19 protein-coding genes, 1 tRNA gene and 3 rRNA genes are annotated in these 24,702 nt (G+C 51.6%); 17 read left to right on the top strand and 6 right to left on the bottom strand.

All coding sequences use genetic code 11. The annotated features are described in order from the left end of the window. Positions 1 to 110 precede the first annotated feature (110 nt). The 6 genes from rbsD to rbsR all read left to right on the top strand — a co-directional run bounded on the left by rbsD (position 111) and on the right by rbsR (position 5,968). Positions 111 to 530, top strand: a complete 420-nt coding sequence (gene rbsD, locus AC6I4B_RS23220; protein ID WP_497772296.1) for a D-ribose pyranase — start codon at positions 111 to 113, stop codon at positions 528 to 530. 7 nt (positions 531 to 537) lie between these two features. After that, entirely contained in the window at positions 538 to 2,043 is a 1,506-nt protein-coding gene (gene rbsA, locus AC6I4B_RS23215; RefSeq protein ID WP_497768489.1) for a ribose ABC transporter ATP-binding protein RbsA, read from the top strand. A gap of 5 nt (positions 2,044 to 2,048) precedes the next feature. Further along, complete coding sequence (gene rbsC, locus AC6I4B_RS23210; protein ID WP_065357329.1) at positions 2,049 to 3,014, top strand: ribose ABC transporter permease; 966 nt, start codon at positions 2,049 to 2,051, stop codon at positions 3,012 to 3,014. A 27-nt stretch (positions 3,015 to 3,041) separates the two neighbouring features. Further along, positions 3,042 to 3,932 (top strand): ribose ABC transporter substrate-binding protein RbsB, encoded by an 891-nt coding sequence (rbsB, locus tag AC6I4B_RS23205; protein ID WP_497768487.1) that lies wholly within the window; start codon positions 3,042 to 3,044, stop codon positions 3,930 to 3,932. A gap of 110 nt (positions 3,933 to 4,042) precedes the next feature. Beyond that, on the top strand, positions 4,043 to 4,972 hold the full coding sequence (gene rbsK / locus AC6I4B_RS23200; protein WP_497768486.1) for a ribokinase: 930 nt from the start codon (positions 4,043 to 4,045) through the stop codon (positions 4,970 to 4,972). 3 nt (positions 4,973 to 4,975) lie between these two features. Further along, positions 4,976 to 5,968 carry a ribose operon transcriptional repressor RbsR gene (rbsR, locus tag AC6I4B_RS23195; protein ID WP_497768485.1) on the top strand — a complete coding sequence of 331 codons (993 nt, stop codon included), beginning with the start codon at positions 4,976 to 4,978 and terminating at the stop codon, positions 5,966 to 5,968. Positions 5,969 to 5,970: 2 nt separating this feature from the next. Here the strand turns inward: rbsR and mdtD are convergent, their stop codons facing one another. Both mdtD and AC6I4B_RS23185 read right to left on the bottom strand, forming a co-directional pair. Continuing rightward, entirely contained in the window at positions 5,971 to 7,362 is a 1,392-nt protein-coding gene (mdtD, locus tag AC6I4B_RS23190; protein ID WP_497768483.1) for a multidrug transporter subunit MdtD, read from the bottom strand. Between the two features lie 10 nt (positions 7,363 to 7,372). Further along, positions 7,373 to 8,077, bottom strand: coding sequence for a FadR/GntR family transcriptional regulator (locus AC6I4B_RS23185; protein WP_497768482.1), 705 nt, complete (start codon positions 8,075 to 8,077; stop codon positions 7,373 to 7,375). Positions 8,078 to 8,552: 475 nt separating this feature from the next. Here AC6I4B_RS23185 and AC6I4B_RS23180 point away from each other — a divergent pair. The 4 genes from AC6I4B_RS23180 (at position 8,553) to rrf (ending at position 13,588) form a co-directional block, all read left to right on the top strand. Further along, a 16S ribosomal RNA gene (locus AC6I4B_RS23180) occupies positions 8,553 to 10,092 on the top strand. Between the two features lie 85 nt (positions 10,093 to 10,177). Further along, positions 10,178 to 10,253: transfer RNA gene (locus AC6I4B_RS23175), tRNA-Glu, on the top strand. Positions 10,254 to 10,472: 219 nt separating this feature from the next. Beyond that, positions 10,473 to 13,378, top strand: a 23S ribosomal RNA gene (locus tag AC6I4B_RS23170). Between the two features lie 94 nt (positions 13,379 to 13,472). After that, positions 13,473 to 13,588, top strand: a 5S ribosomal RNA gene (gene rrf / locus AC6I4B_RS23165). Together the 16S, 23S and 5S rRNA genes with 1 tRNA gene alongside form the textbook arrangement of a ribosomal RNA operon. 175 nt (positions 13,589 to 13,763) lie before the next feature. On the opposite strand, the gene mobB is transcribed toward rrf, so the two are convergent. Next, complete coding sequence (mobB, locus tag AC6I4B_RS23160; protein ID WP_497768481.1) at positions 13,764 to 14,267, bottom strand: molybdopterin-guanine dinucleotide biosynthesis protein MobB; 504 nt, start codon at positions 14,265 to 14,267, stop codon at positions 13,764 to 13,766. Further along, the gene (gene mobA, locus AC6I4B_RS23155) at positions 14,264 to 14,848 is read right to left on the bottom strand and encodes a molybdenum cofactor guanylyltransferase MobA (protein WP_497768479.1); all 585 of its coding nucleotides are present in this window, start codon (positions 14,846 to 14,848) and stop codon (positions 14,264 to 14,266) included. The genes mobB and mobA overlap by 4 nt, the downstream gene beginning before the upstream one ends. A gap of 69 nt (positions 14,849 to 14,917) precedes the next feature. On the opposite strand from mobA, the gene AC6I4B_RS23150 reads away from it, so the two are divergent. From AC6I4B_RS23150 to dsbA, 3 genes are all read left to right on the top strand, one after another. Further along, the gene (locus AC6I4B_RS23150) at positions 14,918 to 15,187 is read left to right on the top strand and encodes a YihD family protein (protein ID WP_035892297.1); all 270 of its coding nucleotides are present in this window, start codon (positions 14,918 to 14,920) and stop codon (positions 15,185 to 15,187) included. Positions 15,188 to 15,262: 75 nt separating this feature from the next. Then, positions 15,263 to 16,249, top strand: coding sequence for a serine/threonine protein kinase (locus AC6I4B_RS23145; protein ID WP_497768478.1), 987 nt, complete (start codon positions 15,263 to 15,265; stop codon positions 16,247 to 16,249). A gap of 27 nt (positions 16,250 to 16,276) precedes the next feature. Next, positions 16,277 to 16,900 (top strand): thiol:disulfide interchange protein DsbA, encoded by a 624-nt coding sequence (gene dsbA / locus AC6I4B_RS23140; protein ID WP_497768477.1) that lies wholly within the window; start codon positions 16,277 to 16,279, stop codon positions 16,898 to 16,900. 16 nt (positions 16,901 to 16,916) lie between these two features. Here dsbA and yihG read toward each other — a convergent pair whose 3' ends face one another. Beyond that, positions 16,917 to 17,825, bottom strand: a complete 909-nt coding sequence (gene yihG / locus AC6I4B_RS23135) for a 1-acylglycerol-3-phosphate O-acyltransferase, YihG family (protein WP_497768475.1) — start codon at positions 17,823 to 17,825, stop codon at positions 16,917 to 16,919. A gap of 396 nt (positions 17,826 to 18,221) precedes the next feature. On the opposite strand from yihG, the gene polA reads away from it, so the two are divergent. After that, positions 18,222 to 21,008 carry a DNA polymerase I gene (polA, locus tag AC6I4B_RS23130; protein WP_497768474.1) on the top strand — a complete coding sequence of 929 codons (2,787 nt, stop codon included), beginning with the start codon at positions 18,222 to 18,224 and terminating at the stop codon, positions 21,006 to 21,008. 165 nt (positions 21,009 to 21,173) lie between these two features. Beyond that, positions 21,174 to 21,221: a small protein SpfP gene (gene spfP / locus AC6I4B_RS23125; RefSeq protein ID WP_071892919.1), complete on the top strand. Its 48-nt coding sequence runs from the start codon at positions 21,174 to 21,176 to the stop codon at positions 21,219 to 21,221. Between the two features lie 168 nt (positions 21,222 to 21,389). Here spfP and yihA read toward each other — a convergent pair whose 3' ends face one another. Beyond that, positions 21,390 to 22,025: a ribosome biogenesis GTP-binding protein YihA/YsxC gene (gene yihA, locus AC6I4B_RS23120; RefSeq protein ID WP_497768473.1), complete on the bottom strand. Its 636-nt coding sequence runs from the start codon at positions 22,023 to 22,025 to the stop codon at positions 21,390 to 21,392. A gap of 592 nt (positions 22,026 to 22,617) precedes the next feature. On the opposite strand from yihA, the gene yihI reads away from it, so the two are divergent. Both yihI and hemN read left to right on the top strand, forming a co-directional pair. Then, positions 22,618 to 23,133 (top strand): Der GTPase-activating protein YihI, encoded by a 516-nt coding sequence (gene yihI, locus AC6I4B_RS23115; RefSeq protein ID WP_497768471.1) that lies wholly within the window; start codon positions 22,618 to 22,620, stop codon positions 23,131 to 23,133. Positions 23,134 to 23,321: 188 nt separating this feature from the next. After that, complete coding sequence (hemN, locus tag AC6I4B_RS23110) at positions 23,322 to 24,695, top strand: oxygen-independent coproporphyrinogen III oxidase (protein WP_497768469.1); 1,374 nt, start codon at positions 23,322 to 23,324, stop codon at positions 24,693 to 24,695. The last annotated feature ends 7 nt before the right edge of the window (positions 24,696 to 24,702 follow it).

Raw genomic sequence — 24,702 nt, 5'->3', positions numbered from 1 at the left:
AAACGTTTCGATGGCGATCACATTTCTATAACCTGCCAATGGTTATCGGTGCATTCTTACGGCTACACTTATAACAGCGAAACGTTTCGCTAGTGGAGCAAGAAAACAAAATGAAGAAAGGCACGGTACTCAATTCTGAAATCTCATCGGTCATTTCCCGTCTGGGCCATACCGATACCCTGGTCGTGTGTGATGCGGGTCTCCCCATTCCACGTAGCACTTCGCGCATTGATATGGCGTTAACCCAGGGCGTCCCTACCTTTATGCAGGTGCTGGGCGTGGTCACTCAGGAGATGCAGGTCGAGGCCGCCATTCTCGCGACGGAAATTCAACAGCATAATCCGCAGTTCCACGAAACGTTGCTCAAGCATATTGAGCAGCTGCAACAACACCAGGGAAACACCATTGATATTCGTTACGTCTCACATGAGCAGTTCAAACAACAAACCGCAGACAGTCAGGCGGTGATTCGCAGCGGGGAGTGTTCCCCGTATGCGAATATTATTCTCTGTGCTGGCGTCACCTTCTGAGGCCATCATGGACGCACTCTTACAATTAAAAGGGATCGATAAATCGTTCCCTGGCGTAAAAGCCCTCTCCGGTGCGGCGCTGAACGTTTACTCCGGGCGCGTGATGGCGCTGGTAGGTGAGAACGGCGCCGGCAAATCCACCATGATGAAAGTGCTGACCGGTATCTATCAACGTGATGCCGGTTCATTGCTGTGGTTGGGCAAAGAGACGACCTTCAACGGTCCGAAATCCTCCCAGGAAGCCGGTATCGGCATCATCCACCAGGAGCTGAACCTGATTCCCCAACTGACAATTGCCGAGAACATTTTCCTTGGCCGTGAGTTTGTGAATCGCTTTGGCAAAATCGACTGGAAAAAGATGTACGCCGAAGCGAACGTGCTGCTGGCGAAACTGAACCTGCGCTTTAGCAGCGACCGCCTGGTGGGCGACCTCTCCATCGGCGACCAGCAAATGGTGGAAATCGCCAAGGTACTGAGCTTTGAGTCGAAGGTCATCATTATGGATGAACCGACCGATGCGCTGACCGATACCGAAACGGAATCCCTGTTCCGCGTTATTCGCGAACTGAAATCGCAGGGGCGCGGCATTGTCTATATTTCTCACCGTATGAAAGAGATCTTCGAGATTTGCGATGACGTGACGGTGTTCCGTGATGGGCAGTTTATTGCTGAGCGCGAAGTGGCAAGCCTTGATGAAGATCGGCTGATCGAAATGATGGTGGGCCGTAAGCTGGAAGATCAGTACCCGCATCTGGATAAAGAACCGGGTGACGTACGTCTGAAAGTTGATGCGCTGTGCGGGCCGGGCGTTGAAAACGTCACCTTTACCCTGCGTAAAGGCGAAATTCTTGGTGTCGCTGGGCTGATGGGGGCCGGGCGTACCGAGTTAATGAAAGTGCTGTACGGTGCGTTACCGCGCAGCAGCGGTTACGTCACGCTCGATGGTCATGAAGTGGTGACGCGCTCACCGCAGGACGGCCTGGCGAACGGCATTGTGTATATCTCCGAAGACCGTAAACGCGATGGACTGGTGCTCGGCATGTCGGTGAAAGAGAACATGTCGCTGACCGCGTTGCGCTATTTCAGCCGTACCGGCGGTAGCCTGAAACACAAAGATGAACAGCAGGCGGTGGGTGATTTTATCCGCTTGTTTAACGTTAAGACGCCATCTATGGAGCAAGCCATCGGGCTGTTGTCCGGCGGTAACCAACAGAAAGTTGCCATCGCGCGTGGCCTGATGACGCGCCCGAAGGTGTTGATCCTCGATGAGCCAACGCGCGGCGTTGATGTAGGGGCAAAGAAAGAGATTTATCAGTTGATCAACCAATTTAAGGCCGATGGCCTGAGTATTATTCTGGTTTCGTCTGAGATGCCGGAAGTATTGGGGATGAGCGATCGCATTATTGTGATGCATGAAGGGCATCTCGGCGGTGAGTTTTCACGCGAGCAGGCCACCCAGGAAGTATTAATGGCTGCCGCTGTGGGCAAGCTTAACCGCGTGAACCAGGAGTAAAAAAGATGACAACCCAGTCTGTGGCGGGTCGCCGCTATTTCACTAAAGCATGGCTGCTGGAGCAAAAATCGCTGATTGCCCTGCTGGTGCTGATAGCGATTGTATCGACCATGAGCCCGAACTTTTTTACCGTCAATAACCTGTTCAACATCCTTCAGCAAACCTCCGTGAATGCGATCATGGCGGTTGGGATGACGCTGGTCATTTTAACGTCGGGGATCGATCTGTCCGTCGGTTCCTTGCTGGCGTTGACCGGCGCGGTCGCCGCGTCGATTGTCGGCATCGAAGTCAATGCGCTGGTGGCGGTTGCTGCCGCACTCGCATTAGGTGCCGCAATCGGGGCCGTTACTGGCGTTATTGTTGCCAAAGGGCGCGTACAGGCATTTATCGCCACTCTGGTGATGATGCTGCTGCTGCGTGGCGTAACGATGGTGTACACCAACGGTAGCCCGGTCAACACCGGGTTTACGGATAACGCCGATGTCTTTGGCTGGTTCGGTATTGGCCGCCCACTGGGGATTCCTACGCCGGTGTGGATCATGGCGATTGTCTTCCTGGCTGCCTGGTACATGCTGCACCACACGCGTCTGGGCCGTTATATTTATGCGCTGGGCGGTAACGAGGCGGCAACGCGTCTTTCCGGCATTAGCGTGAATAAAGTTAAAATTATCGTCTACTCTTTGTGCGGGTTATTGTCGGCACTGGCGGGCATTATTGAAGTGGCGCGTCTCTCCTCGGCACAACCAACGGCGGGGACGGGCTACGAGCTGGATGCCATTGCGGCGGTCGTGCTGGGCGGTACTAGCCTCGCGGGCGGTAAGGGGCGTATCGTCGGTACGCTTATCGGTGCGCTGATTCTTGGTTTTCTGAACAATGGCTTGAATTTGTTAGGTGTTTCTTCTTATTACCAGATGATCGTGAAAGCAGTGGTGATTTTGCTGGCGGTGCTGGTGGACAACAAAAAGCAGTAACTAACGACACTACAGGACATCTTAGATATGAACATGAAAAAACTGGCTACCCTGGTTTCTGCGGTTGCGCTGAGCGCCACCGTAAGTGCGAACGCAATGGCGAAAGATACTATTGCGCTGGTTATCTCAACGCTCAATAACCCGTTCTTTGTTTCCCTGAAAGACGGCGCACAGAAAGAAGCCGATAAACTGGGTTACAACCTGGTGGTTCTGGATTCACAGAACAACCCGGCGAAGGAGCTGGCTAACGTTCAGGATTTAACCGTTCGTGGCACTAAAATTCTGCTGATCAACCCAACGGATTCCGACGCTGTGGGTAACGCTATCAAGATGGCTAACCAGGCGAAAATTCCGGTTATTACCCTTGACCGTGTCGCGTCTAAAGGTGAAGTAGTCAGCCATATCGCGTCCGATAACGTACTTGGCGGCAAAATCGCTGGCGACTACATTGCTAAGAAAGAAGGTGAAGGCGCTAAAGTTATTGAATTGCAGGGGATTGCCGGGACATCTGCCGCCCGTGAGCGTGGTGAAGGCTTCCAGCAGGCGGTTGCCGCACACAAATTCAATGTACTGGCTAGCCAGCCAGCAGACTTTGACCGTACTAAAGGCTTGAACGTGATGCAGAACCTGCTGACCGCGCACCCAGATGTGAAAGCCGTATTCGCACAGAACGATGAAATGGCGCTGGGCGCACTGCGTGCGCTGCAAACTGCCGGTAAATCTGACGTGATGGTGGTGGGCTTTGACGGTACGCCAGATGGCGAAAAAGCGGTTAAGGACGGCAAGCTGGCGGCGACCATCGCTCAGTTACCGGACCAGATCGGCGCGAAAGGTGTTGAAACCGCAGACAAAGTTCTGAAAGGCGAAAAAGTACAGGCTAAATATCCTGTTGACCTGAAGCTGGTTATCAAGCAGTAATAACGCGAATGCGATTCAGGCTCTCACAGCCTGAGGGACAACATCTATAAGATAAAGCAGGGCACGCGCCACCGGTTTATCGGTGGCGCATCTTAATGGACACTCTGAAAATGAAAACCGCAGGTAAACTCGTCGTCCTGGGCAGCATTAATGCCGATCACATTCTCAATCTTGAATCTTTCCCAACGCCTGGCGAAACCGTCACCGGTAACCATTATCAAGTTGCTTTTGGCGGCAAAGGCGCTAACCAGGCGGTCGCCGCTGGGCGTAGCGGCGCGGATATCGCGTTTATTGCCTGTACTGGCGATGATGATATTGGCGAACGTATCCGTAAACAGCTAGAAACCGACCACATTGACATTGCGCCAGTGAGCGCCGTTGCCGGTGAATCCACGGGCGTCGCGCTGATTTTTGTTAATGGCGAAGGCGAAAACGTCATTGGTATCCACGCGGGTGCGAACGCGGCGCTCTCGACAACATTGGTTGAAGCTCAGCGTGAGAGAATTGCTCAAGCCAGTGCACTGCTGATGCAGTTGGAATCGCCGTTAGACAGCGTCCTGCTGGCTGCGCAAATCGCTCACCAGAATCACACTACTGTCGTGTTAAACCCAGCACCGGCGCGCGAACTATCGGATGAACTGCTGGCGCTGGTGGATATCATCACTCCGAACGAAACGGAAGCAGAGAAGCTGACCGGCGTGCGGGTTGAAAATGACGATGACGCAGCGAAAGCGGCGCAAGTGCTGCATGATAAGGGCATTGATACTGTCATTATTACTCTCGGTAGCCGTGGCGTATGGGCCAGCGTTAAAGGCGAAGGCCGCCGCGTCGCGGGTTTTAGAGTGCCGGCTATCGACACTATTGCCGCCGGGGATACCTTTAATGGCGCGCTGATGACCGCGCTGCTGGAAGAGACCCCACTGGCCGATGCGCTGCGTTTTGCTCATGCGGCTGCGGCTATCGCTGTAACACGCAAAGGGGCACAGCCTTCTGTTCCCTGGCGTGAAGAGATAGACGATTTTTTACGTCAACAGGGGTAATGCTTGGCCACGATGAAGGATGTTGCTCGCCTGGCGGGCGTTTCCACCTCCACGGTATCTCACGTCATTAATAAAGACCGGTATGTCAGTGATGCCATTACCGAGAAAGTTGACGCGGCAATCAAAAGCCTCAACTACGCGCCATCTGCATTGGCGCGTAGCCTCAAACTTAATCAGACCCATACCATTGGAATGCTGATCACCGCCAGTACCAACCCGTTTTACTCTGAGCTGGTGCGCGGTGTGGAACGTAGCTGCTTTGAGCGCGGTTACAGCCTGGTGTTATGCAATACCGAAGGCGACGAACAGCGAATGAACCGCAACCTGGAGACGCTGATGCAAAAACGCGTCGATGGGCTGCTCCTGCTGTGTACGGAAACGCACCAGCCGTCACTGGAGATTATGCAGCGCTATCCTTCTATACCTTCAGTGATGATGGACTGGGCGCCGTTCGACGGCGACAGCGATCTGATTCAGGACAATTCGCTGCTGGGCGGCGATATGGCGACGCGTTATTTAATTGAGAAAGGTTATACGCGCATTGCGTGTATTGCCGGGCCACTGGATAAAACCCCTGCGCGCCTGCGTCTGGAAGGGTATCGAGAGGCGATGCAACACGCACGGCTACCTATTCCTGATGGCTACGAAATCACCAGTAACTTTGAATTCGGCGGTGGCCTGGAGGCGATGCAACAACTGTTGGCGCATCCGGTGCGTCCAGACGCGGTATTCGTCGGCAATGACGCGATGGCGGTTGGTGTCTACCAGGCGTTATATCAGGCGGGGCTGCGTATCCCGCAGGATATGGCGGTGATTGGTTACGATGATATTGAACTGGCGCGCTATATGACGCCGCCGCTAACGACAATCCATCAACCGAAAGATGAACTGGGTGAACTGGCTATTGATGTATTGATCCATCGTATCGCCCAGCCCGGACAAAAACAGCAGCGTATGCAGTTGACGCCCGAGCTGGTGGTTCGCGGTTCCGTTTAAGGCTAGTGCTTTTCTTTAATCAGGTTTCGGCCATCTTTTGCTTTTAATAGCATAAACACTAACGCCGATATCACCGTGATAACGCCCATGGTGATAAAGGTGTAGTGGAATTGATCGATAGTCGTCGCCCCTTGTAGGCTCTGATACGAGCGAAGCACCGCAGCGCTGATAGCCACCCCAAGGCTTATCGACAATTGCTGCGTAACGGCGAGCAGGCTATTGCCGCCGCTGGCGTTGTCGTCAGTCAGGTCTGCCAGCGTAATGGTGTTCATCGAGGTGAACTGTGTAGACATCGCCATCCCCAGCACAAACAGCGGCAGAATCAGCATCCATACCGGCATGGCCGGGGACTGCATTGAAAACTGTGCAATCATCAAACCAATAAACAGCGTGATACCCACTAATGTTTTTCGATAGCCAAAACGGCGTAGCACTTGGGTGACGGTAGATTTCGCCACTATCGAACCTATTGCGGTGGGAGCCATCATGCATCCGGCGATCAACGCTGGGTAGCCAAAGCCAATCTGGAGCATCAGTGGCATTAAAAACGGCACACAGCCAGTGCCCAGACGCGTCGCCAGATTGCCGGCGATCCCCACCGAAAACGTGCGGGTCTTAAATAATGAGAGTGAGATCAGCGGGGTAGGATGTTTGCGCGCATGGCGAATATAAGCAAGCAGCAGGATAATGCTGAACAACACCACCATTAACGCTACCCAGCCAGAGACAATTTGCTCGCCGAGCAGCTCCATACCAATAGAGAACAGCACCAGGCTTAAACCAAACAGAAAGAATCCAGCTAAATCGAAGCGCCGACGCGGAGTGGTAAAATTTGGCATATATTTGCGGGCGTACAGCATACCCACCACGCCAATCGGAATGTTAATCAGGAAAATCCAGTGCCAACTGGCCCAGGTAACGAAAACACCGCCTAATACTGGGCCAAGAATGGGCCCTATCAGCCCAGGCATGGTGACGAAGTTAAGCACCGGCAGTAGCTCACTGCGCGGGTAGGCGCGCAGTAACGCCAAACGGGCGACGGGCATCATCATCGCGCCGCCAACCCCCTGAATAATACGAAAGACAACCAACTCGCCTAACGAGGTCGATAGCGCGCAGGCCAATGAGCCTAGCGTGAACAAGCTCACCGCCAACATAAAGACACGCCGAGTCCCGAAGCGGTCAGCCAACCAACCGCTTACCGGAATCAGCATCGCCACCGTGAGGGTGTAGCTAATAATGGCGGACTGCATCGCTAGCGGGGAACGATTAAGGCTGTGTGCAATCGCCGGAAGGGCGGTATTCAGTATGGTGGCGTCCAGCGCCTGCATAAAGAAGGCCATGGCGGCTATCCACGGTAGCCCCGCCATGCTGCGCGCTTTAATCTCTGTCATTCGCTGTCCTTTATTCAGCAGCCCGAATATGTGGAGCATTCAATAAAGCCTGGCAGGCAATCAACGCTTGCTGAGCATCACCTTCCTGAATGGCATCGACAATGGCCTGGTGGTTTGCCAGTTCAATAACTTCATCCTCTGTAATAGAGGTAAAGTAGGTGTGATACACCGAATGGAAGAGTTTGGCGAACGAGGTCAGGAACGGGTTGGCACTCATTTCATAGATGTGCTCATGCCAGGAGGTGTCGATATCAATCCAACGCTCGCGGTCGAACTCGTTTTCCAGCGTAGCCATCTCTTCCATTAATGTATTGAGATGCGCTTTCTGTTCGGCTGTGCCCAGTGTTGCTGCTAACAGACAAGCCTGGGGTTCAAGACTGCGACGTAAAACCAGGAAATACCGCATGACCTCCTGGAAGTTATCAGCGGTCAACCACCACGAGAGTAGCTCGGTATCAAGGAAGTTCCAGTGTGCCTGCGGCATTACGCGAGTGCCAATGCGCGGGCGAGGAAGTAGCATCCCTTTCGCTGAGAGGGTTTTCACCGCCTCACGGACGGCTGTTCGGCTAACGCCGAAGATCTCACCCAGCTCCATTTCTCCGGGGAGGATGCTTTCCGGCGGATACTCGCCGGTTAATATCTTCTGAGCTATTTTCTCAGCCAGGACCCATGAGATGTTTTTTTGAGCAGCTAGTTGCTGTGCGCTTAGAGACATAAATGCCATTCCTATTATTTATCTTTCTTTAGTATGCCATTTGATGTGCTGAATCGGTGTTAAAAACAGCAGTTCAGGCTTTTTACGGCGTATTGATGCACAAATTGGTGAAAAAGAGAGCGAGCGATAAAATATTTTAAATTTACCCTTGTCAGGATGAAATAACTCCCTATAATGCGCTCCCACTGACACGGAACAACGGCAAACAAGCCGCTGGGTCAGAAGGCTTCCTTCGGGAACGCCGCCAGAGAAAAGCGAAAATAAACGCTTGACTCTGAAGGAGGAAAGCGTAATGTACGCCACCTCGCAACGGTGAGCTTAACGCCGCGTTGCACTGCTCTTTAACAATTTATCAGACAATCTGTGTGGGCACTCAATGATACGGATTCTTAACGTCGCAAGACGAAAAATGAATACCAAGTCTCTGAGTGAACACGTAATTCATTACGAAGTTTAATTCACGAGCATCAAACTTAAATTGAAGAGTTTGATCATGGCTCAGATTGAACGCTGGCGGCAGGCCTAACACATGCAAGTCGAACGGTAGCACAGAGAGCTTGCTCTCGGGTGACGAGTGGCGGACGGGTGAGTAATGTCTGGGAAACTGCCCGATGGAGGGGGATAACTACTGGAAACGGTAGCTAATACCGCATAACGTCGCAAGACCAAAGTGGGGGACCTTCGGGCCTCACACCATCGGATGTGCCCAGATGGGATTAGCTAGTAGGTGGGGTAATGGCTCACCTAGGCGACGATCCCTAGCTGGTCTGAGAGGATGACCAGCCACACTGGAACTGAGACACGGTCCAGACTCCTACGGGAGGCAGCAGTGGGGAATATTGCACAATGGGCGCAAGCCTGATGCAGCCATGCCGCGTGTATGAAGAAGGCCTTCGGGTTGTAAAGTACTTTCAGCGAGGAGGAAGGTGTTGTGGTTAATAACCGCAGCAATTGACGTTACTCGCAGAAGAAGCACCGGCTAACTCCGTGCCAGCAGCCGCGGTAATACGGAGGGTGCAAGCGTTAATCGGAATTACTGGGCGTAAAGCGCACGCAGGCGGTTTGTTAAGTCAGATGTGAAATCCCCGGGCTCAACCTGGGAACTGCATTTGAAACTGGCAAGCTTGAGTCTCGTAGAGGGGGGTAGAATTCCAGGTGTAGCGGTGAAATGCGTAGAGATCTGGAGGAATACCGGTGGCGAAGGCGGCCCCCTGGACGAAGACTGACGCTCAGGTGCGAAAGCGTGGGGAGCAAACAGGATTAGATACCCTGGTAGTCCACGCTGTAAACGATGTCGACTTGGAGGTTGTGCCCTTGAGGCGTGGCTTCCGGAGCTAACGCGTTAAGTCGACCGCCTGGGGAGTACGGCCGCAAGGTTAAAACTCAAATGAATTGACGGGGGCCCGCACAAGCGGTGGAGCATGTGGTTTAATTCGATGCAACGCGAAGAACCTTACCTACTCTTGACATCCACGGAATTTAGCAGAGATGCTTTAGTGCCTTCGGGAACCGTGAGACAGGTGCTGCATGGCTGTCGTCAGCTCGTGTTGTGAAATGTTGGGTTAAGTCCCGCAACGAGCGCAACCCTTATCCTTTGTTGCCAGCGGTTCGGCCGGGAACTCAAAGGAGACTGCCAGTGATAAACTGGAGGAAGGTGGGGATGACGTCAAGTCATCATGGCCCTTACGAGTAGGGCTACACACGTGCTACAATGGCATATACAAAGAGAAGCGACCTCGCGAGAGCAAGCGGACCTCATAAAGTATGTCGTAGTCCGGATTGGAGTCTGCAACTCGACTCCATGAAGTCGGAATCGCTAGTAATCGTAGATCAGAATGCTACGGTGAATACGTTCCCGGGCCTTGTACACACCGCCCGTCACACCATGGGAGTGGGTTGCAAAAGAAGTAGGTAGCTTAACCTTCGGGAGGGCGCTTACCACTTTGTGATTCATGACTGGGGTGAAGTCGTAACAAGGTAACCGTAGGGGAACCTGCGGTTGGATCACCTCCTTACCTTAAAGAAACGTTTGTTGAAGTGTCCACACAGATTGTCTGATGAAAAGTAAATAGCAAGGCGTCTTGCGATTGAGACTTCAGTGTCCCCTTCGTCTAGAGGCCCAGGACACCGCCCTTTCACGGCGGTAACAGGGGTTCGAATCCCCTAGGGGACGCCACTTGCTGGTATGTGTGAGTGAAAGTCGCCGACCGTCATATCTCAAAACAGACTCACGAGTCTTGTTTGAGATATTTGCTCTTTAAAAATCTGGATCAAGCTGAAAATTGAAACGACACACTGTGTCTGTTCTCCGTAATAAGAACAGATAAGCGGTGTGTTCGAGTCTCTCAAATTTTCGCAACACGATGGTGTTTTACGAAACATCTTCGGGTTGTGAGGTTAAGCGACTAAGCGTACACGGTGGATGCCCTGGCAGTCAGAGGCGATGAAGGACGTGCTAATCTGCGAAAAGCGTCGGTAAGGTGATATGAACCGTTATAGCCGGCGATGTCCGAATGGGGAAACCCAGTGCAATTCGTTGCACTATCGTTAACTGAATACATAGGTTAACGAGGCGAACCGGGGGAACTGAAACATCTAAGTACCCCGAGGAAAAGAAATCAACCGAGATTCCCCCAGTAGCGGCGAGCGAACGGGGAGCAGCCCAGAGTCTGAATCAGCTTGTGTGTTAGTGGAACGGTCTGGAAAGTCCGACGGTACAGGGTGATAGTCCCGTACACCAAAATGCACAGGTTGTGAACTCGAAGAGTAGGGCGGGACACGTGGTATCCTGTCTGAATATGGGGGGACCATCCTCCAAGGCTAAATACTCCTGACTGACCGATAGTGAACCAGTACCGTGAGGGAAAGGCGAAAAGAACCCCGGCGAGGGGAGTGAAACAGAACCTGAAACCGTGTACGTACAAGCAGTGGGAGCCTCTTTATGGGGTGACTGCGTACCTTTTGTATAATGGGTCAGCGACTTATATTCTGTAGCAAGGTTAACCGAATAGGGGAGCCGAAGGGAAACCGAGTCTTAACTGGGCGTTAAGTTGCAGGGTATAGACCCGAAACCCGGTGATCTAGCCATGGGCAGGTTGAAGGTTGGGTAACACTAACTGGAGGACCGAACCGACTAATGTTGAAAAATTAGCGGATGACTTGTGGCTGGGGGTGAAAGGCCAATCAAACCGGGAGATAGCTGGTTCTCCCCGAAAGCTATTTAGGTAGCGCCTCGTGAACTCATCTTCGGGGGTAGAGCACTGTTTCGGCTAGGGGGTCATCCCGACTTACCAACCCGATGCAAACTACGAATACCGAAGAATGTTATCACGGGAGACACACGGCGGGTGCTAACGTCCGTCGTGAAGAGGGAAACAACCCAGACCGCCAGCTAAGGTCCCAAAGTCACAGTTAAGTGGGAAACGATGTGGGAAGGCTCAGACAGCCAGGATGTTGGCTTAGAAGCAGCCATCATTTAAAGAAAGCGTAATAGCTCACTGGTCGAGTCGGCCTGCGCGGAAGATGTAACGGGGCTAAACTGTGCACCGAAGCTGCGGCAGCGACACTATGTGTTGTTGGGTAGGGGAGCGTTCTGTAAGCCGTTGAAGGTGAACTGTGAGGTTTGCTGGAGGTATCAGAAGTGCGAATGCTGACATAAGTAACGATAATGCGGGTGAAAAACCCGCACGCCGGAAGACCAAGGGTTCCTGTCCAACGTTAATCGGGGCAGGGTGAGTCGACCCCTAAGGCGAGGCCGAAAGGCGTAGTCGATGGGAAACAGGTTAATATTCCTGTACTTGGTGTTACTGCGAAGGGGGGACGGAGAAGGCTATGTTAGCCGGGCGACGGTTGTCCCGGTTTAAGCATGTAGGCGGAGGTTCCAGGTAAATCCGGAACCTTATTAACGCTGAGGTGTGATGACGAGGCACTACGGTGCTGAAGTAACAAATGCCCTGCTTCCAGGAAAAGCCTCTAAGCATCAGGTAACATCAAATCGTACCCCAAACCGACACAGGTGGTCAGGTAGAGAATACCAAGGCGCTTGAGAGAACTCGGGTGAAGGAACTAGGCAAAATGGTGCCGTAACTTCGGGAGAAGGCACGCTGATGGTAGGTGAAGCGACTTGCTCGTGGAGCTGAACTCAGTCGAAGATACCAGCTGGCTGCAACTGTTTATTAAAAACACAGCACTGTGCAAACACGAAAGTGGACGTATACGGTGTGACGCCTGCCCGGTGCCGGAAGGTTAATTGATGGGGTTAGCGGTAACGCGAAGCTCTTGATCGAAGCCCCGGTAAACGGCGGCCGTAACTATAACGGTCCTAAGGTAGCGAAATTCCTTGTCGGGTAAGTTCCGACCTGCACGAATGGCGTAATGATGGCCAGGCTGTCTCCACCCGAGACTCAGTGAAATTGAACTCGCTGTGAAGATGCAGTGTACCCGCGGCAAGACGGAAAGACCCCGTGAACCTTTACTATAGCTTGACACTGAACACTGGTCCTTGATGTGTAGGATAGGTGGGAGGCTTTGAAGCGTGGACGCCAGTCTGCGTGGAGCCAACCTTGAAATACCACCCTTTAATGGCTGGTGTTCTAACGTAGACCCGTAATCCGGGTTGCGGACAGTGTCTGGTGGGTAGTTTGACTGGGGCGGTCTCCTCCTAAAGAGTAACGGAGGAGCACGAAGGTTAGCTAATCCTGGTCGGACATCAGGAGGTTAGTGCAAAGGCATAAGCTAGCTTGACTGCGAGAGTGACGGCTCGAGCAGGTGCGAAAGCAGGTCTTAGTGATCCGGTGGTTCTGAATGGAAGGGCCATCGCTCAACGGATAAAAGGTACTCCGGGGATAACAGGCTGATACCGCCCAAGAGTTCATATCGACGGCGGTGTTTGGCACCTCGATGTCGGCTCATCACATCCTGGGGCTGAAGTAGGTCCCAAGGGTATGGCTGTTCGCCATTTAAAGTGGTACGCGAGCTGGGTTTAGAACGTCGTGAGACAGTTCGGTCCCTATCTGCCGTGGGCGCTGGAGAATTGAGGGGGGCTGCTCCTAGTACGAGAGGACCGGAGTGGACGCATCACTGGTGTTCGGGTTGTCATGCCAATGGCATTGCCCGGTAGCTAAATGCGGAAGAGATAAGTGCTGAAAGCATCTAAGCACGAAACTTGCCCCGAGATGAGTTCTCCCTGACTCCTTGAGAGTCCTGAAGGAACGTTGAAGACTACGACGTTGATAGGTCGGGTGTGTAAGTGTAGCGATACATTGAGCTAACCGATACTAATGAACCGTGAGGCTTAACCTTACAACGCCGAAGATGTTTTGGCGAAAGAGACATCGAAATTCAGCTTGATACAGATAACATCAGAACGTGAAAAACGGTCTGATAACAGAATTTGCCTGGCGGCAGTAGCGCGGTGGTCCCACCTGACCCCATGCCGAACTCAGAAGTGAAACGCCGTAGCGCCGATGGTAGTGTGGGGTCTCCCCATGCGAGAGTAGGGAACTGCCAGGCATCAATTAGTGAAGAAGCCCATCCTGCCGGATGGGCTTTTTTGCGTGTGCGGAACGGGTCAGAAAGCGTGGCATCAGCGGTGACGGGCGGTGCGCAGCGTTGCCGGAAGGCGGCGTGAACGCCTTATCCGGCCTGCAGAGCGCAGCGTCACGGTGTTCAAATTTGCCCGCTAGCGTTACGCTAGCATCCACCGCTCGATAAAATCTGCTATCTGATTGATATCATTAATACCTAGCAGCGGAACATCAACATCCACTGGTGTATCACTGGCCACCGCTATTACATGGGAATCGATCTCCAGCTCTTCCTGACTATGCCCCGCATCCTGGCGAAACAGTACAATTTTGGCTGTCTCTTCATGCTTGAACCCTTCAACCAGAATTAAATCTAACTTTGATGTATCCATTCTGCTGGCCAGGAAAGCGAGATCTAATTCATCTTCATCCGGCGTCTCGGTCATCAATGCCCAGCGTTGCTGGCTGGCGACCAGGGTTTGTGCCGCACCGGCTTTACGTAATTCATAGCTATCCTTTCCCGGTTTATCGACATCCATATCGTGGTGTGTATGCTTTATCAAGCCTGGACGAATACCCCGGCGGCATAATTCAGGGATCAACCTTTTGAGTAGCGTGGTTTTTCCCGTACCACTCCATGCGGCAATCGCTAATAGCGGGATCATTGCTTCTCCTGATTTCGCTGTAAATCATCCAGAGTATTGATGTTGCGAAAAGCCGTTTTTATGTCGCTAAAATCTACCGAATGGCCGCCAGCTTCGCGCATAAAGACCATGACTCGGCGCTCTCCTCGAGCCAAATAATCCTCGATTTGTGCTGCCAGGCTGCGATGAGCCAGCACGACTGCGGGGTGATCGCGTTCCCCATCGTGCACCCACACCACCGGCGCGTCTTTACGCTTTGCCTCTAAACGAGTAAATAATGTGTTGGGAATAAACGGTGTATCGCAAGGGCAAAAGAGAAACCATTCTCCAGGTGCTTGACGCATCACGGATAAAATACCCGCCAGCGGCCCAGGAAAGCCCGGTAACGTATCGGCTATCACGGGTAATCCACTTGCTTGATAGGTTTGCAGATTGCGATTTGCGCTAATTACTAAGCTATCAACTTGCGGGCGCAAACAATCAGCCACGTGCAGCCACAAGGGGCTGCCGTTCAGCGGCATTAATCCTTTATCCTGCCCGCCCATTCTGGACGCTTTGCCACCTGCCAACACAACGCCGGTTACCTGGCCCTCTATATTCACCAATATCGCCTCTTTTATTGTGTGGTTTACCCTGCTAACGTATCCCTATCAAGCGTAAGGAGCACGACCATGAAATGTAAACGTCTGAACGAAGTTATTGAACTCCTCCAGCCAGCCTGGCAGAAAGAGCCAGAGCTGAATTTACTGCAATTTTTGCAGAAATTGGCCAAGGAGTCAGGTTATGACGGTGAATTGGCCGATCTAACGGACGATATTCTGATCTACCATCTGAAAATGCGCGACTCCGCGAAAGACGCGGTAATTCCTGGTATTCAGAAAGATTATGAAGAAGACTTCAAAACTGCATTGCTGCGTGCGCGTGGCGTAATAAAAGAGTAAAAGGTTGTAAGCACTACCGCTCAACCCACTGTGAAATGATATCCTGCACCATTCGTATCGTTATCGGATGTCAGGATGAACGACAAGGCTTTCACTTTCCAGACTCTCCACCCGGATACCATTATCGATGCCCTATTCGAACAGGGTATCCGGGTTGATTCTGGTCTCACCCCACTAAATAGCTACGAGAACCGGGTTTACCAGTTTCAGGATGAAGACCGTCGCCGCATGGTGGTGAAGTTTTATCGCCCTGAGCGCTGGTCTGCTGCCCAGATTCTTGAAGAGCACCAGTTCGCGCTTGAGTTGGTACAGGACGATGTTCCTGTTGCCGCGCCTATCGTATTTAATGACCAAACGCTGCTGATTCATGACGGTTTCTACTTTGCCGTATTCCCAAGCCTCGGTGGCCGCCAGTTTGAGTCCGATAACCTGGATCAAATGGAATGGGTCGGGCGTTACCTTGGCCGTCTGCACCAGACAGGGCGAAAATCTCACTTTACTGCTCGTCCTGATATTGGCGTTAAAGAGTATCTTATTGAACCGCGAGCCGTATTTGAGCGCTCAGCGCTGCTCCCTGCCGGTTTAAAAGACAAGTACCTGCAAGCTACTGATGACCTGATTGACGCGGTGATGGGGCTGTGGCACGGGCGTTTTGACTCGCTGCGTTTACACGGCGACTGCCATGCAGGGAATATCCTTTGGCGCGATGGCCCGCTGTTTGTCGATCTCGACGACGCGCGTAACGGCCCCGCGATTCAGGACTTATGGATGTTGCTGAATGGTTCTCTTGCCGAGAGACGTATGCAGCTTGAAATGATCGTTGAGGCCTATGAAGAGTTCAGTCGCTTTAATTCAGACGAATTGGCACTGATAGAGCCTTTACGTGCGATGCGGTTGGTTTATTATCTTGCCTGGATTATCAGGCGTTGGGATGACCCTGCATTTCCGAAAAATTTTCCCTGGTTAACTGGGGAAGATTTCTGGCATCGGCAGATTGCTACTTTTGTTGAGCAGGTAAAGGTTCTACATGAACCCCCTCTTCAGCTAACGCCAATGTATTAATTCGACACAGTCAGGAGAGAGTGAGTTATGAAAAAGGTTTGGCTTGCGCTGGCAGGTATGATTCTGGCATTCAGCGCATCTGCTGCTCAGATTACCGAAGGCAAACAGTACGTTACTATTGATAAACCGATTGCTGGTGAGCCGCAGGTATTGGAGTTTTTCTCCTTCTACTGCCCGCATTGCTATCAGTTCGAGGAAGTACTGCACGTTTCTGACAGCGTGAAGAAAAAACTTCCTGAAGGCACCAAAATGATTAAGTACCACGTAGAGTTCCTTGGCCCATTGGGCAAAGATCTGACTCAGGCGTGGGCTGTAGCAATCGCACTGGGCGTTGAAGACAAGATTACGGCACCGATGTTTGAAGCCGTACAGAGAACTCAGTCCGTTCAAAGCGTTGCTGATATCCGTAAGGTCTTCGTTGACGCTGGCGTGAAGGGTGAAGATTACGATGCGGCCTGGAACAGCTTTGTCGTGAAATCACTGGTTGTTCAGCAAGAAAAAGCGGCTGCGGATATGCAACTGCAAGGCGTGCCAGCGATGTTTGTTAACGGTAAATACCAACTGAACCCACAGGGTATGGACACCAGCAATATGGATGTCTTTGTGGCTCAGTATGCTGATACTGTTAAACAGCTCATTGAGAAGAAATAAAAAAGGAAAACGCCGGTCATTGACCGGCGTTTTTGTATTCTGCTTTCGTTGCTTCAATTTGTTGGTCTTTCTCTTCCCACAGCGTATTTAACCAGAGCTGGAAACGGCGCTTAAAGTTTTTATCACCGACATAATCCCCGTGCAAATCTGGCTCAATAGGGCGCAGATTGATTTTCACCACAATACGCGTCAACTTCCCACTCAGCATATCGTAGAACGGCGTACTGTCGTTTTCTGGATAGCACAGCGTGACATCCAGCAACTTATCAAACTGCGCCCCCAGCACATTCAGCGCCATTGCAATGCCAGCGGCCTTTGGTGGCAGCAAGTTCTTATACGGTGAACGCGTTTGTAGCCGTTTCTCTGGGGTAAAACGCGAGCCCTCGACAAAATTCACAATAGTGGTGGGATGTGCGCGGAATTTCTCACAAGAACGGCGGGTTGTTTCGACATCTTTTCCGCGTCTTTCTGGATGGCGTATCAGATAACTACGGGAATAGCGGCGCATAAATGGCATATCCAGCGCCCAGCAGGCCAGCCCCATAAATGGCACCCAAGCCAACTGCTGCTTGAGGAAATACTTATTCATGGGGATGTGCTTACGGAAAATAACGCACAGTACTACGATATCCGCCCAGCTATGATGGTTGCAGATAAGCAGATACCAGTTCTTCTTACTTAGCGTTTCCAGCCCCTGAATATCCCATTTCAGCCAGGGGTTGAGATGCAGAAGTGCGGCCAGCCCTTCGCACCAGCAGTACATCATGAAATTGCAAAATACCGAGACAGAACGCCAGATGACCGGAACCGGTAAAATGAGTTTAATAAGACCGGCGAGAATAATCGGTACGGAGCATAAAATGGTCAGTAAAATGGTGAGTGCGATACTTATGGGCAGCGTTATCGCAGCGAGCAATCTCGACATAGTTTTTTTATTCAGATAGTTAGTTATTTAACGTGCGCATATAAAAGGGCACAAGAAACGGATTTTACCAGAAAACGCGCCAAATGATGGGTCTTAGCAGAATAGAAAAAATGCCGTTATGTCTATCCACATAGTGTGAATTATCACCAGATCGTTTTTTCTTAATGTGATCTTCAAGTAACCAATTGAAAGTAAATGACTATTTTTCATTTAATTGTACGTTACATATTCATTGTTATCAGTAAAATAAAACTATTCACAAACTTATCCACAATTTGTTTTGCGTGCGATCGCGCGGATCTCTAAATCTTTTCGCGTTATTTTGGCGAAAAATTCATGTTTTCATGCTGTCTGTGGCATCCTTTATCCATAATCTGATAAACAGGCACGGAAATTATGGTTCAGATCCCTGAAAATCCACTTATCCTCGTAGATGGCTCCTCTTATCTCTATCGGGCATATCACGCGTTCCCTCCGCTGACTAATCGCGCAGGAGAGCCAACAGGCGCGATGTATGGCGTGCTGAATATGCTGCGCAGCCTGATCCTCCAGTATCAGCCCACCCACGCTGCGGTGGTATTTGATGCGAAAGGGAAAACCTTCCGTGATGAACTGTTTGAGGATTACAAATCTCACCGGCCGCCAATGCCGGACGACCTGCGCGCGCAAATTGAACCTTTGCATACCATGGTGAAGGCGATGGGCTTACCGCTGCTTGCGGTTTCCGGCGTTGAGGCGGATGACGTTATCGGTACGCTGGCGCGTGAAGCTGAAAAAGCGGGTCGAGCGGTGCTTATCAGTACCGGTGATAAAGACATGGCGCAGCTGGTTACGCCAGGTATTACGCTTATCAATACCATGACCAACACCATCCTTGGCCCTGATGAAGTGGTGACGAAGTATGGCGTTCCGCCGGAGCTGATAATCGATTTCCTCGCGCTGATGGGTGACTCATCGGATAACATTCCTGGCGTGCCGGGCGTGGGTGAGAAAACGGCGCAGGCGCTGCTGCAAGGTCTTGGCGGCCTGGATACGCTGTATGGTGAGCCGGAAAAAATTGCCGGGTTAACCTTCCGTGGCGCAAAAACCATGGCGGCGAAGCTTGAGCAGAACAAAGACCTGGCCTACCTCTCTTATAAGCTGGCAACTATCAAAACGGACGTTGAGCTGGAGCTAACCTGCGATCAGCTTACCGTGGAGCCACCGGCAGCGGATCAACTGTTAGCACTGTTTAAACAGTACGAATTTAAGCGCTGGATCACCGATGTGGAGTCTGGCACCTGGATGCAGGCGAAGGGCAGCAAGCCTTCGGCGAAACCAAAGCAAGCCGCAGCCGTTGAGCCTGAAGAGGAAGACGCGGCCGCTACGCTATCGGCAGAAAACTACGTCACCATTCTGGATGAAGCAACGCTGATGACGTGGATCGAAAAGCTGAAGAAAGCGCCGTTGTTTGCATTTGATACGGAAACGGACAGCCTCGATAATATCTCTGCCAATATGGTTGGCCTATCGTTTGCTATCGAACCCGGTGTAGCGGCGTACGTTCCGGTTGCCCATGATTATCTCGATGCGCCGGAGCAAATCGCCCGTGAGCGTGTACTGGAACTGCTCAAACCGCTACTGGAAGACGAAAGCCTGCTGAAAGTGGGGCAAAATCTCAAGTACGATCGCGGTATTCTCGCCAACTATGGCATTGAGCTGCGCGGTATCGCGTTTGATACTATGCTGGAATCCTACACGCTGGATAGCGTCGCCGGGCGTCATGATATGGATAGCCTGTCTGACCGCTGGTTGAAGCATAAAACCATCACTTTTGAAGAGATTGCCGGTAAGGGCAAAAACCAGCTTACTTTTAACCAGATTGCGCTGGAAGAAGCTGGCCGTTATGCGGCAGAAGATGCCGATGTCACTCTTCAACTGCACCTGAAAATGTGGCCAAAATTGCAGAAACATGAAGGGCCGCTGCGTATCTTCAACGAGATTGAAATGCCGCTGGTGCCAGTGCTGTCGCGTGTTGAGCGCAACGGCGTGAAGATTGATCCGGCGGTGCTACATGCTCACTCACAGGAAATTGCCAAACGTCTGGTTGAGTTGGAGCAGAAGGCGTATGAAATCGCGGGTGAAGAGTTCAACCTCTCCTCGCCGAAACAGCTGCAAACGATTCTGTTTGAAAAACAGGGCATTAAACCCCTGAAAAAAACGCCAGGCGGTGCGCCATCGACGTCGGAAGAGGTGCTGGAAGAGCTGGCGCTGGACTACCCACTGCCGAAAGTCATTCTTGAGTATCGCGGGCTGGCAAAGCTTAAATCGACGTATACCGATAAACTGCCGCTGATGATTAACCCGAAAACGGGGCGTGTACACACCTCGTATCATCAGGCGGTGACGGCGACCGGGCGTCTGTCATCTACCGATCCAAATCTGCAAAACATCCCAGTGCGTAATGAGGAAGGGCGTCGTATTCGTCAGGCGTTTATTGCACCGCAAGATTATGTCATTGTTTCTGCGGACTATTCGCAAATCGAACTGCGTATTATGGCGCACCTGTCACGTGATGAAGGTCTGCTGAAGGCGTTTGCCGAAGGTAAGGACATCCACCGCGCAACGGCGGCGGAAGTGTTTGGCCTGCCGCTGGAGAGTGTCACCAACGAACAGCGCCGCAGCGCGAAAGCGATTAACTTTGGCCTGATTTACGGCATGAGCGCCTTTGGCCTTGCGCGTCAGTTGAACATTCCGCGTAAAGAAGCGCAGAAGTATATGGATTTGTACTTCGAGCGTTACCCTGGCGTGCTGGAATACATGGAGCGCACCCGTGCGCAGGCGAAAGATCAGGGTTATGTTTCCACGCTTGATGGCCGTCGCTTATACCTGCCAGACATCAAATCCAGCAATGGTGCGCGCCGCGCTGGGGCGGAACGTGCGGCAATTAACGCCCCGATGCAGGGGACGGCGGCAGACATTATCAAGCGCGCGATGATAGCCGTCGATAAGTGGCTGGAAGGTGAGAAGCCGCGTGTACGAATGATCATGCAGGTGCACGATGAATTAGTGTTTGAAGTGCATAAAGATGACGTGGATGCGGTCGCGAAAAAAGTCCATGAGCTGATGGAAAACAGTACCACGCTGGACGTACCGTTGCTGGTGGAAGTGGGCAGCGGCGAAAACTGGGATCAAGCGCATTAAGGAACCAGTTATAAATGTCCTTTTATGTAAGTAAGCAACATAACTTATCTAATTTTGTGATGAATATTAGAATTTGTTATGTAACGAGTGAAAAAAAACTACAAAAAGTGCTTTCTGTCAGAAGTAAAAAAGAGTAGAGTTAATCGCGTAGGGTACAGAGGTAAGATGTTCTATCTTTCAGACCTTTTACTTCACGTAATCGGATTTGGCTGAATATTTTAGCCGCCCCAGTCAGTAATGACTGGGGCGTTTTTTATTGGGCGAAAGAAAATTAGCCAAGCCGGAGTCTTGCTAAACTTAGCCAATTAATCTGTTTTATATCAGTAAGTTGATATGTAGGCCTGATAAGCGTTGTACCATCAGGCTACATAGGCGAGATGCTTACTCTTCTGCTGCTTCAGGTTCTTCCTGTGGCGGAATATCGTTAAACCAGCTATCCAGTTTCTGACGTAGTTTATCCACGCCCTGCTTTTTCAGTGACGAAAATGCCTCAACCTGAACGTCGCCGTTAAAGGCTAATGCCGCTTCCCGCACCAGGTTCAACTGGGCTTTACGCGCGCCGCTTGCCAGCTTGTCTGCCTTGGTCAGCAGCACTAAAACAGGGATTTCGCTGGCGACGGCCCACTCGATCATTTGTTGGTCGAGATCCTTCAGCGGATGGCGAATATCCATCAGCACGACTAATCCTTTCAGGCACAGACGTTTTTCCAGGTATTCACCCAGCGCTCGCTGCCATTTGATTTTCATCTCTTCGGGAACTTGCGCGTAGCCGTAGCCTGGCAAGTCCACCAGACGTTTACCCTCAGCGACCTCAAACAGGTTGATGAGCTGGGTTCGTCCTGGCGTTTTTGAAGTACGCGCCAGGCCTTTCTGGTTGGTGAGTGTATTCAGGGCGCTGGATTTCCCCGCGTTGGAGCGGCCGGCGAATGCAACTTCGATTCCGGTATCGGAAGGTAAGTGGCGGATATCTGGCGCGCTGGTCACAAAGTGCGTCAGTTGATAGTTCCAGTTAGTCAAAGCGGTCGTCTCCGTGAAATCAGGCAATGGGGGCGATTATACCCTAACGGTAAAAAAAGGCTGGTTTTCCTCAGTACCCATTGGTTGTAAGCCAATGCCCTTTCGTTTGTAAGACATTTGCCATAGTTTCTTTGCGAAATCCACGTGATAATTTGGAGTGAATACTATTGAATTCCTTTTAAATCATGTTGTTAATTTTATCCGGCGTGTCTCACATGCAGAACGTCTACCGCTTCGCTGCTTGTGAGTTTAATGGAATGCGGTAAAGTAACGCTCATCGGCAGGATGCCAGAAGGATGATGACTCAGGATGAGGGGTCGGGAGCGCCAGGAGGCGAGGACCAACGGAATCAGTCAGGAAGACAAGCGTCTTGGAGACGTTTAACAGGGAAAGGGAACAATAACAGGGACTGTTATTAAGCTAACGGACAAACAGGGCGCGTTGTAGGCAAACACGGAATGTAGAACCCGTAACGGGTTGTGAGTCAGGAAAAAAGGCGACAGATTACTCTGTCGCCTTTTTTCTTTGTTTGCTTTCTGCTAGATTCCGGCTCAATTCTATACTGAATAAAACGGCTTAAAGACATTACATCATGAAAAAACCAACCTCTGCACCACGCAGCAAAGCACCGGGTAAACAGCGTCGTAAAACACGTGAAGAGTTAAACCAGGAAGCCCGCGATCGTAAACGCGACAAAAAGCACCGTGGTCACTCGGCGGGCAGCCGCGCGAGCGGTGGTCAGGGCGCATCCGGTTCTAACAATCAGAAACAGCAAAAAGATCCACGTATTGGCAGTAAAAAACCTATCGCGCTGGGTGTTACTGATACCCCAGTCGTGAAGCAGCATAAACCAAAGAGCGAGAAACCTATGCTTTCACCGCAGGCTGAGCTTGATTTGCTGGAGAACGATGAGCGCCTGGACGCGCTGCTGGAACGTCTGGAAAAGGGCGAAACCCTGAATGCTGAAGAGCAAAGCTGGGTTGACGCCAAACTGGATAGAATTGACGAGCTGATGCAACAACTCGGCCTCTCTTATGATGATGACGAAGAAGAAGAGGAAGACGAGGGCAAAGAAGACATGATGCGCCTGCTGAAAGGTGGAAACTAACGTTTGCACTCGATTGGCTTGCCAGTCCTGCTTATAACCCTTTTGGTTGTATGTTATCTGGTGTGGTTATTCGTTAAACTACGACGGTTGTCGCGGCGTCAAAAGTGGCTGCGCAACCGGCTGTTGCACCGCTCTGCGGTCACGCCGGCAAGCCGTCGTCGTTCTCGACACCACCGGAAGGAGTGAGCATGTCTGTGCAGTTAATCGACTGGGATCTGGCCCTGATCCAAAAATATAACTATTCTGGGCCGCGCTATACCTCGTATCCCACCGCACTGGAATTTTCCGACGCCTTTGGCGAATCTGAGTTTCTCAACGCCGTTGCGCGTTACCCTGAGCGACCATTGTCGCTGTATGTCCACATCCCGTTTTGCCACAAGCTCTGCTACTTCTGCGGCTGCAATAAAATTGTCACCCGCCAACAGCATAAAGCCGATCAATACCTCGATGTGCTAGAACAAGAAATTCGCCAGCGTGCGCCGCTGTTTTCGGGCCGTCATGTTAGCCAACTGCACTGGGGCGGCGGTACGCCAACCTATCTCAATAAGGCGCAAATTAGCCGTCTGATGACGCTGTTGCGCGAAAACTTTCATTTTGATGCGGATGCCGAGATCTCCATTGAGGTCGATCCGCGTGAAATTGAACTGGATATTGTTGACCACCTGCGCGCCGAGGGCTTTAACCGCCTGAGCATGGGCGTACAGGACTTCAACAAAGAAGTGCAGCGCCTGGTTAACCGTGAGCAGGACGAAGATTTCATCTTTGCGCTACTTAACCACGCCCGTGAGATTGGCTTTACGTCTACCAATATTGACCTGATCTACGGCCTGCCAAAGCAGACGCCGGAGAGTTTTGCATTTACGCTACAGCGCGTTGCTGAACTGAATCCTGACCGTCTGAGCGTATTTAACTATGCGCACCTGCCAACGCTTTTTGCCGCGCAGCGCAAGATTAAAGATGCCGACCTGCCATCTGCACAACAGAAACTGGATATCCTGCAAGAAACAATTGCCTCGCTGACGCAGGCGGGTTACCAGTTTATCGGGATGGATCACTTTGCGCGCCCGGATAACGAACTGGCTATCGCCCAGCGCGAAGGCGTGCTACACCGCAACTTCCAGGGGTATACCACGCAAGGTGATACCGACTTGTTAGGTATGGGTGTCTCTGCAATCAGCATGATTGGCGATTGCTACGCGCAGAACCAAAAAGAGCTGAAACTCTACTACCAGCAGGTGGCTGAGCAAGGAAATGCCCTGTGGCGCGGTATCGCCTTAACCCGCGATGACTGTATTCGCCGTGATGTGATTAAGTCGCTTATCTGTAACTTTGCCCTCGACTTTGCGGCGATTGAAACGCAGTGGAACCTTAAATTTAGCGATTACTTTGCGCAAGACATGGCCTTGCTGGCTCCGCTGGCTGCGGATGGGCTGGTGGACATCGATGAGAAAGGGATTCAGGTGACCGCGAAAGGCCGGCTGTTGATTCGCAATATCTGTATGTGCTTCGATGCTTACTTGCGTCAGAAAGCGCGGATGCAGCAGTTCTCGCGCGTTATTTAGCCGGGTT

Source organism: Kluyvera fluvialis (assembly GCF_059725275.1).
This window is presented reverse-complemented; position numbering and strand designations above follow the sequence as displayed.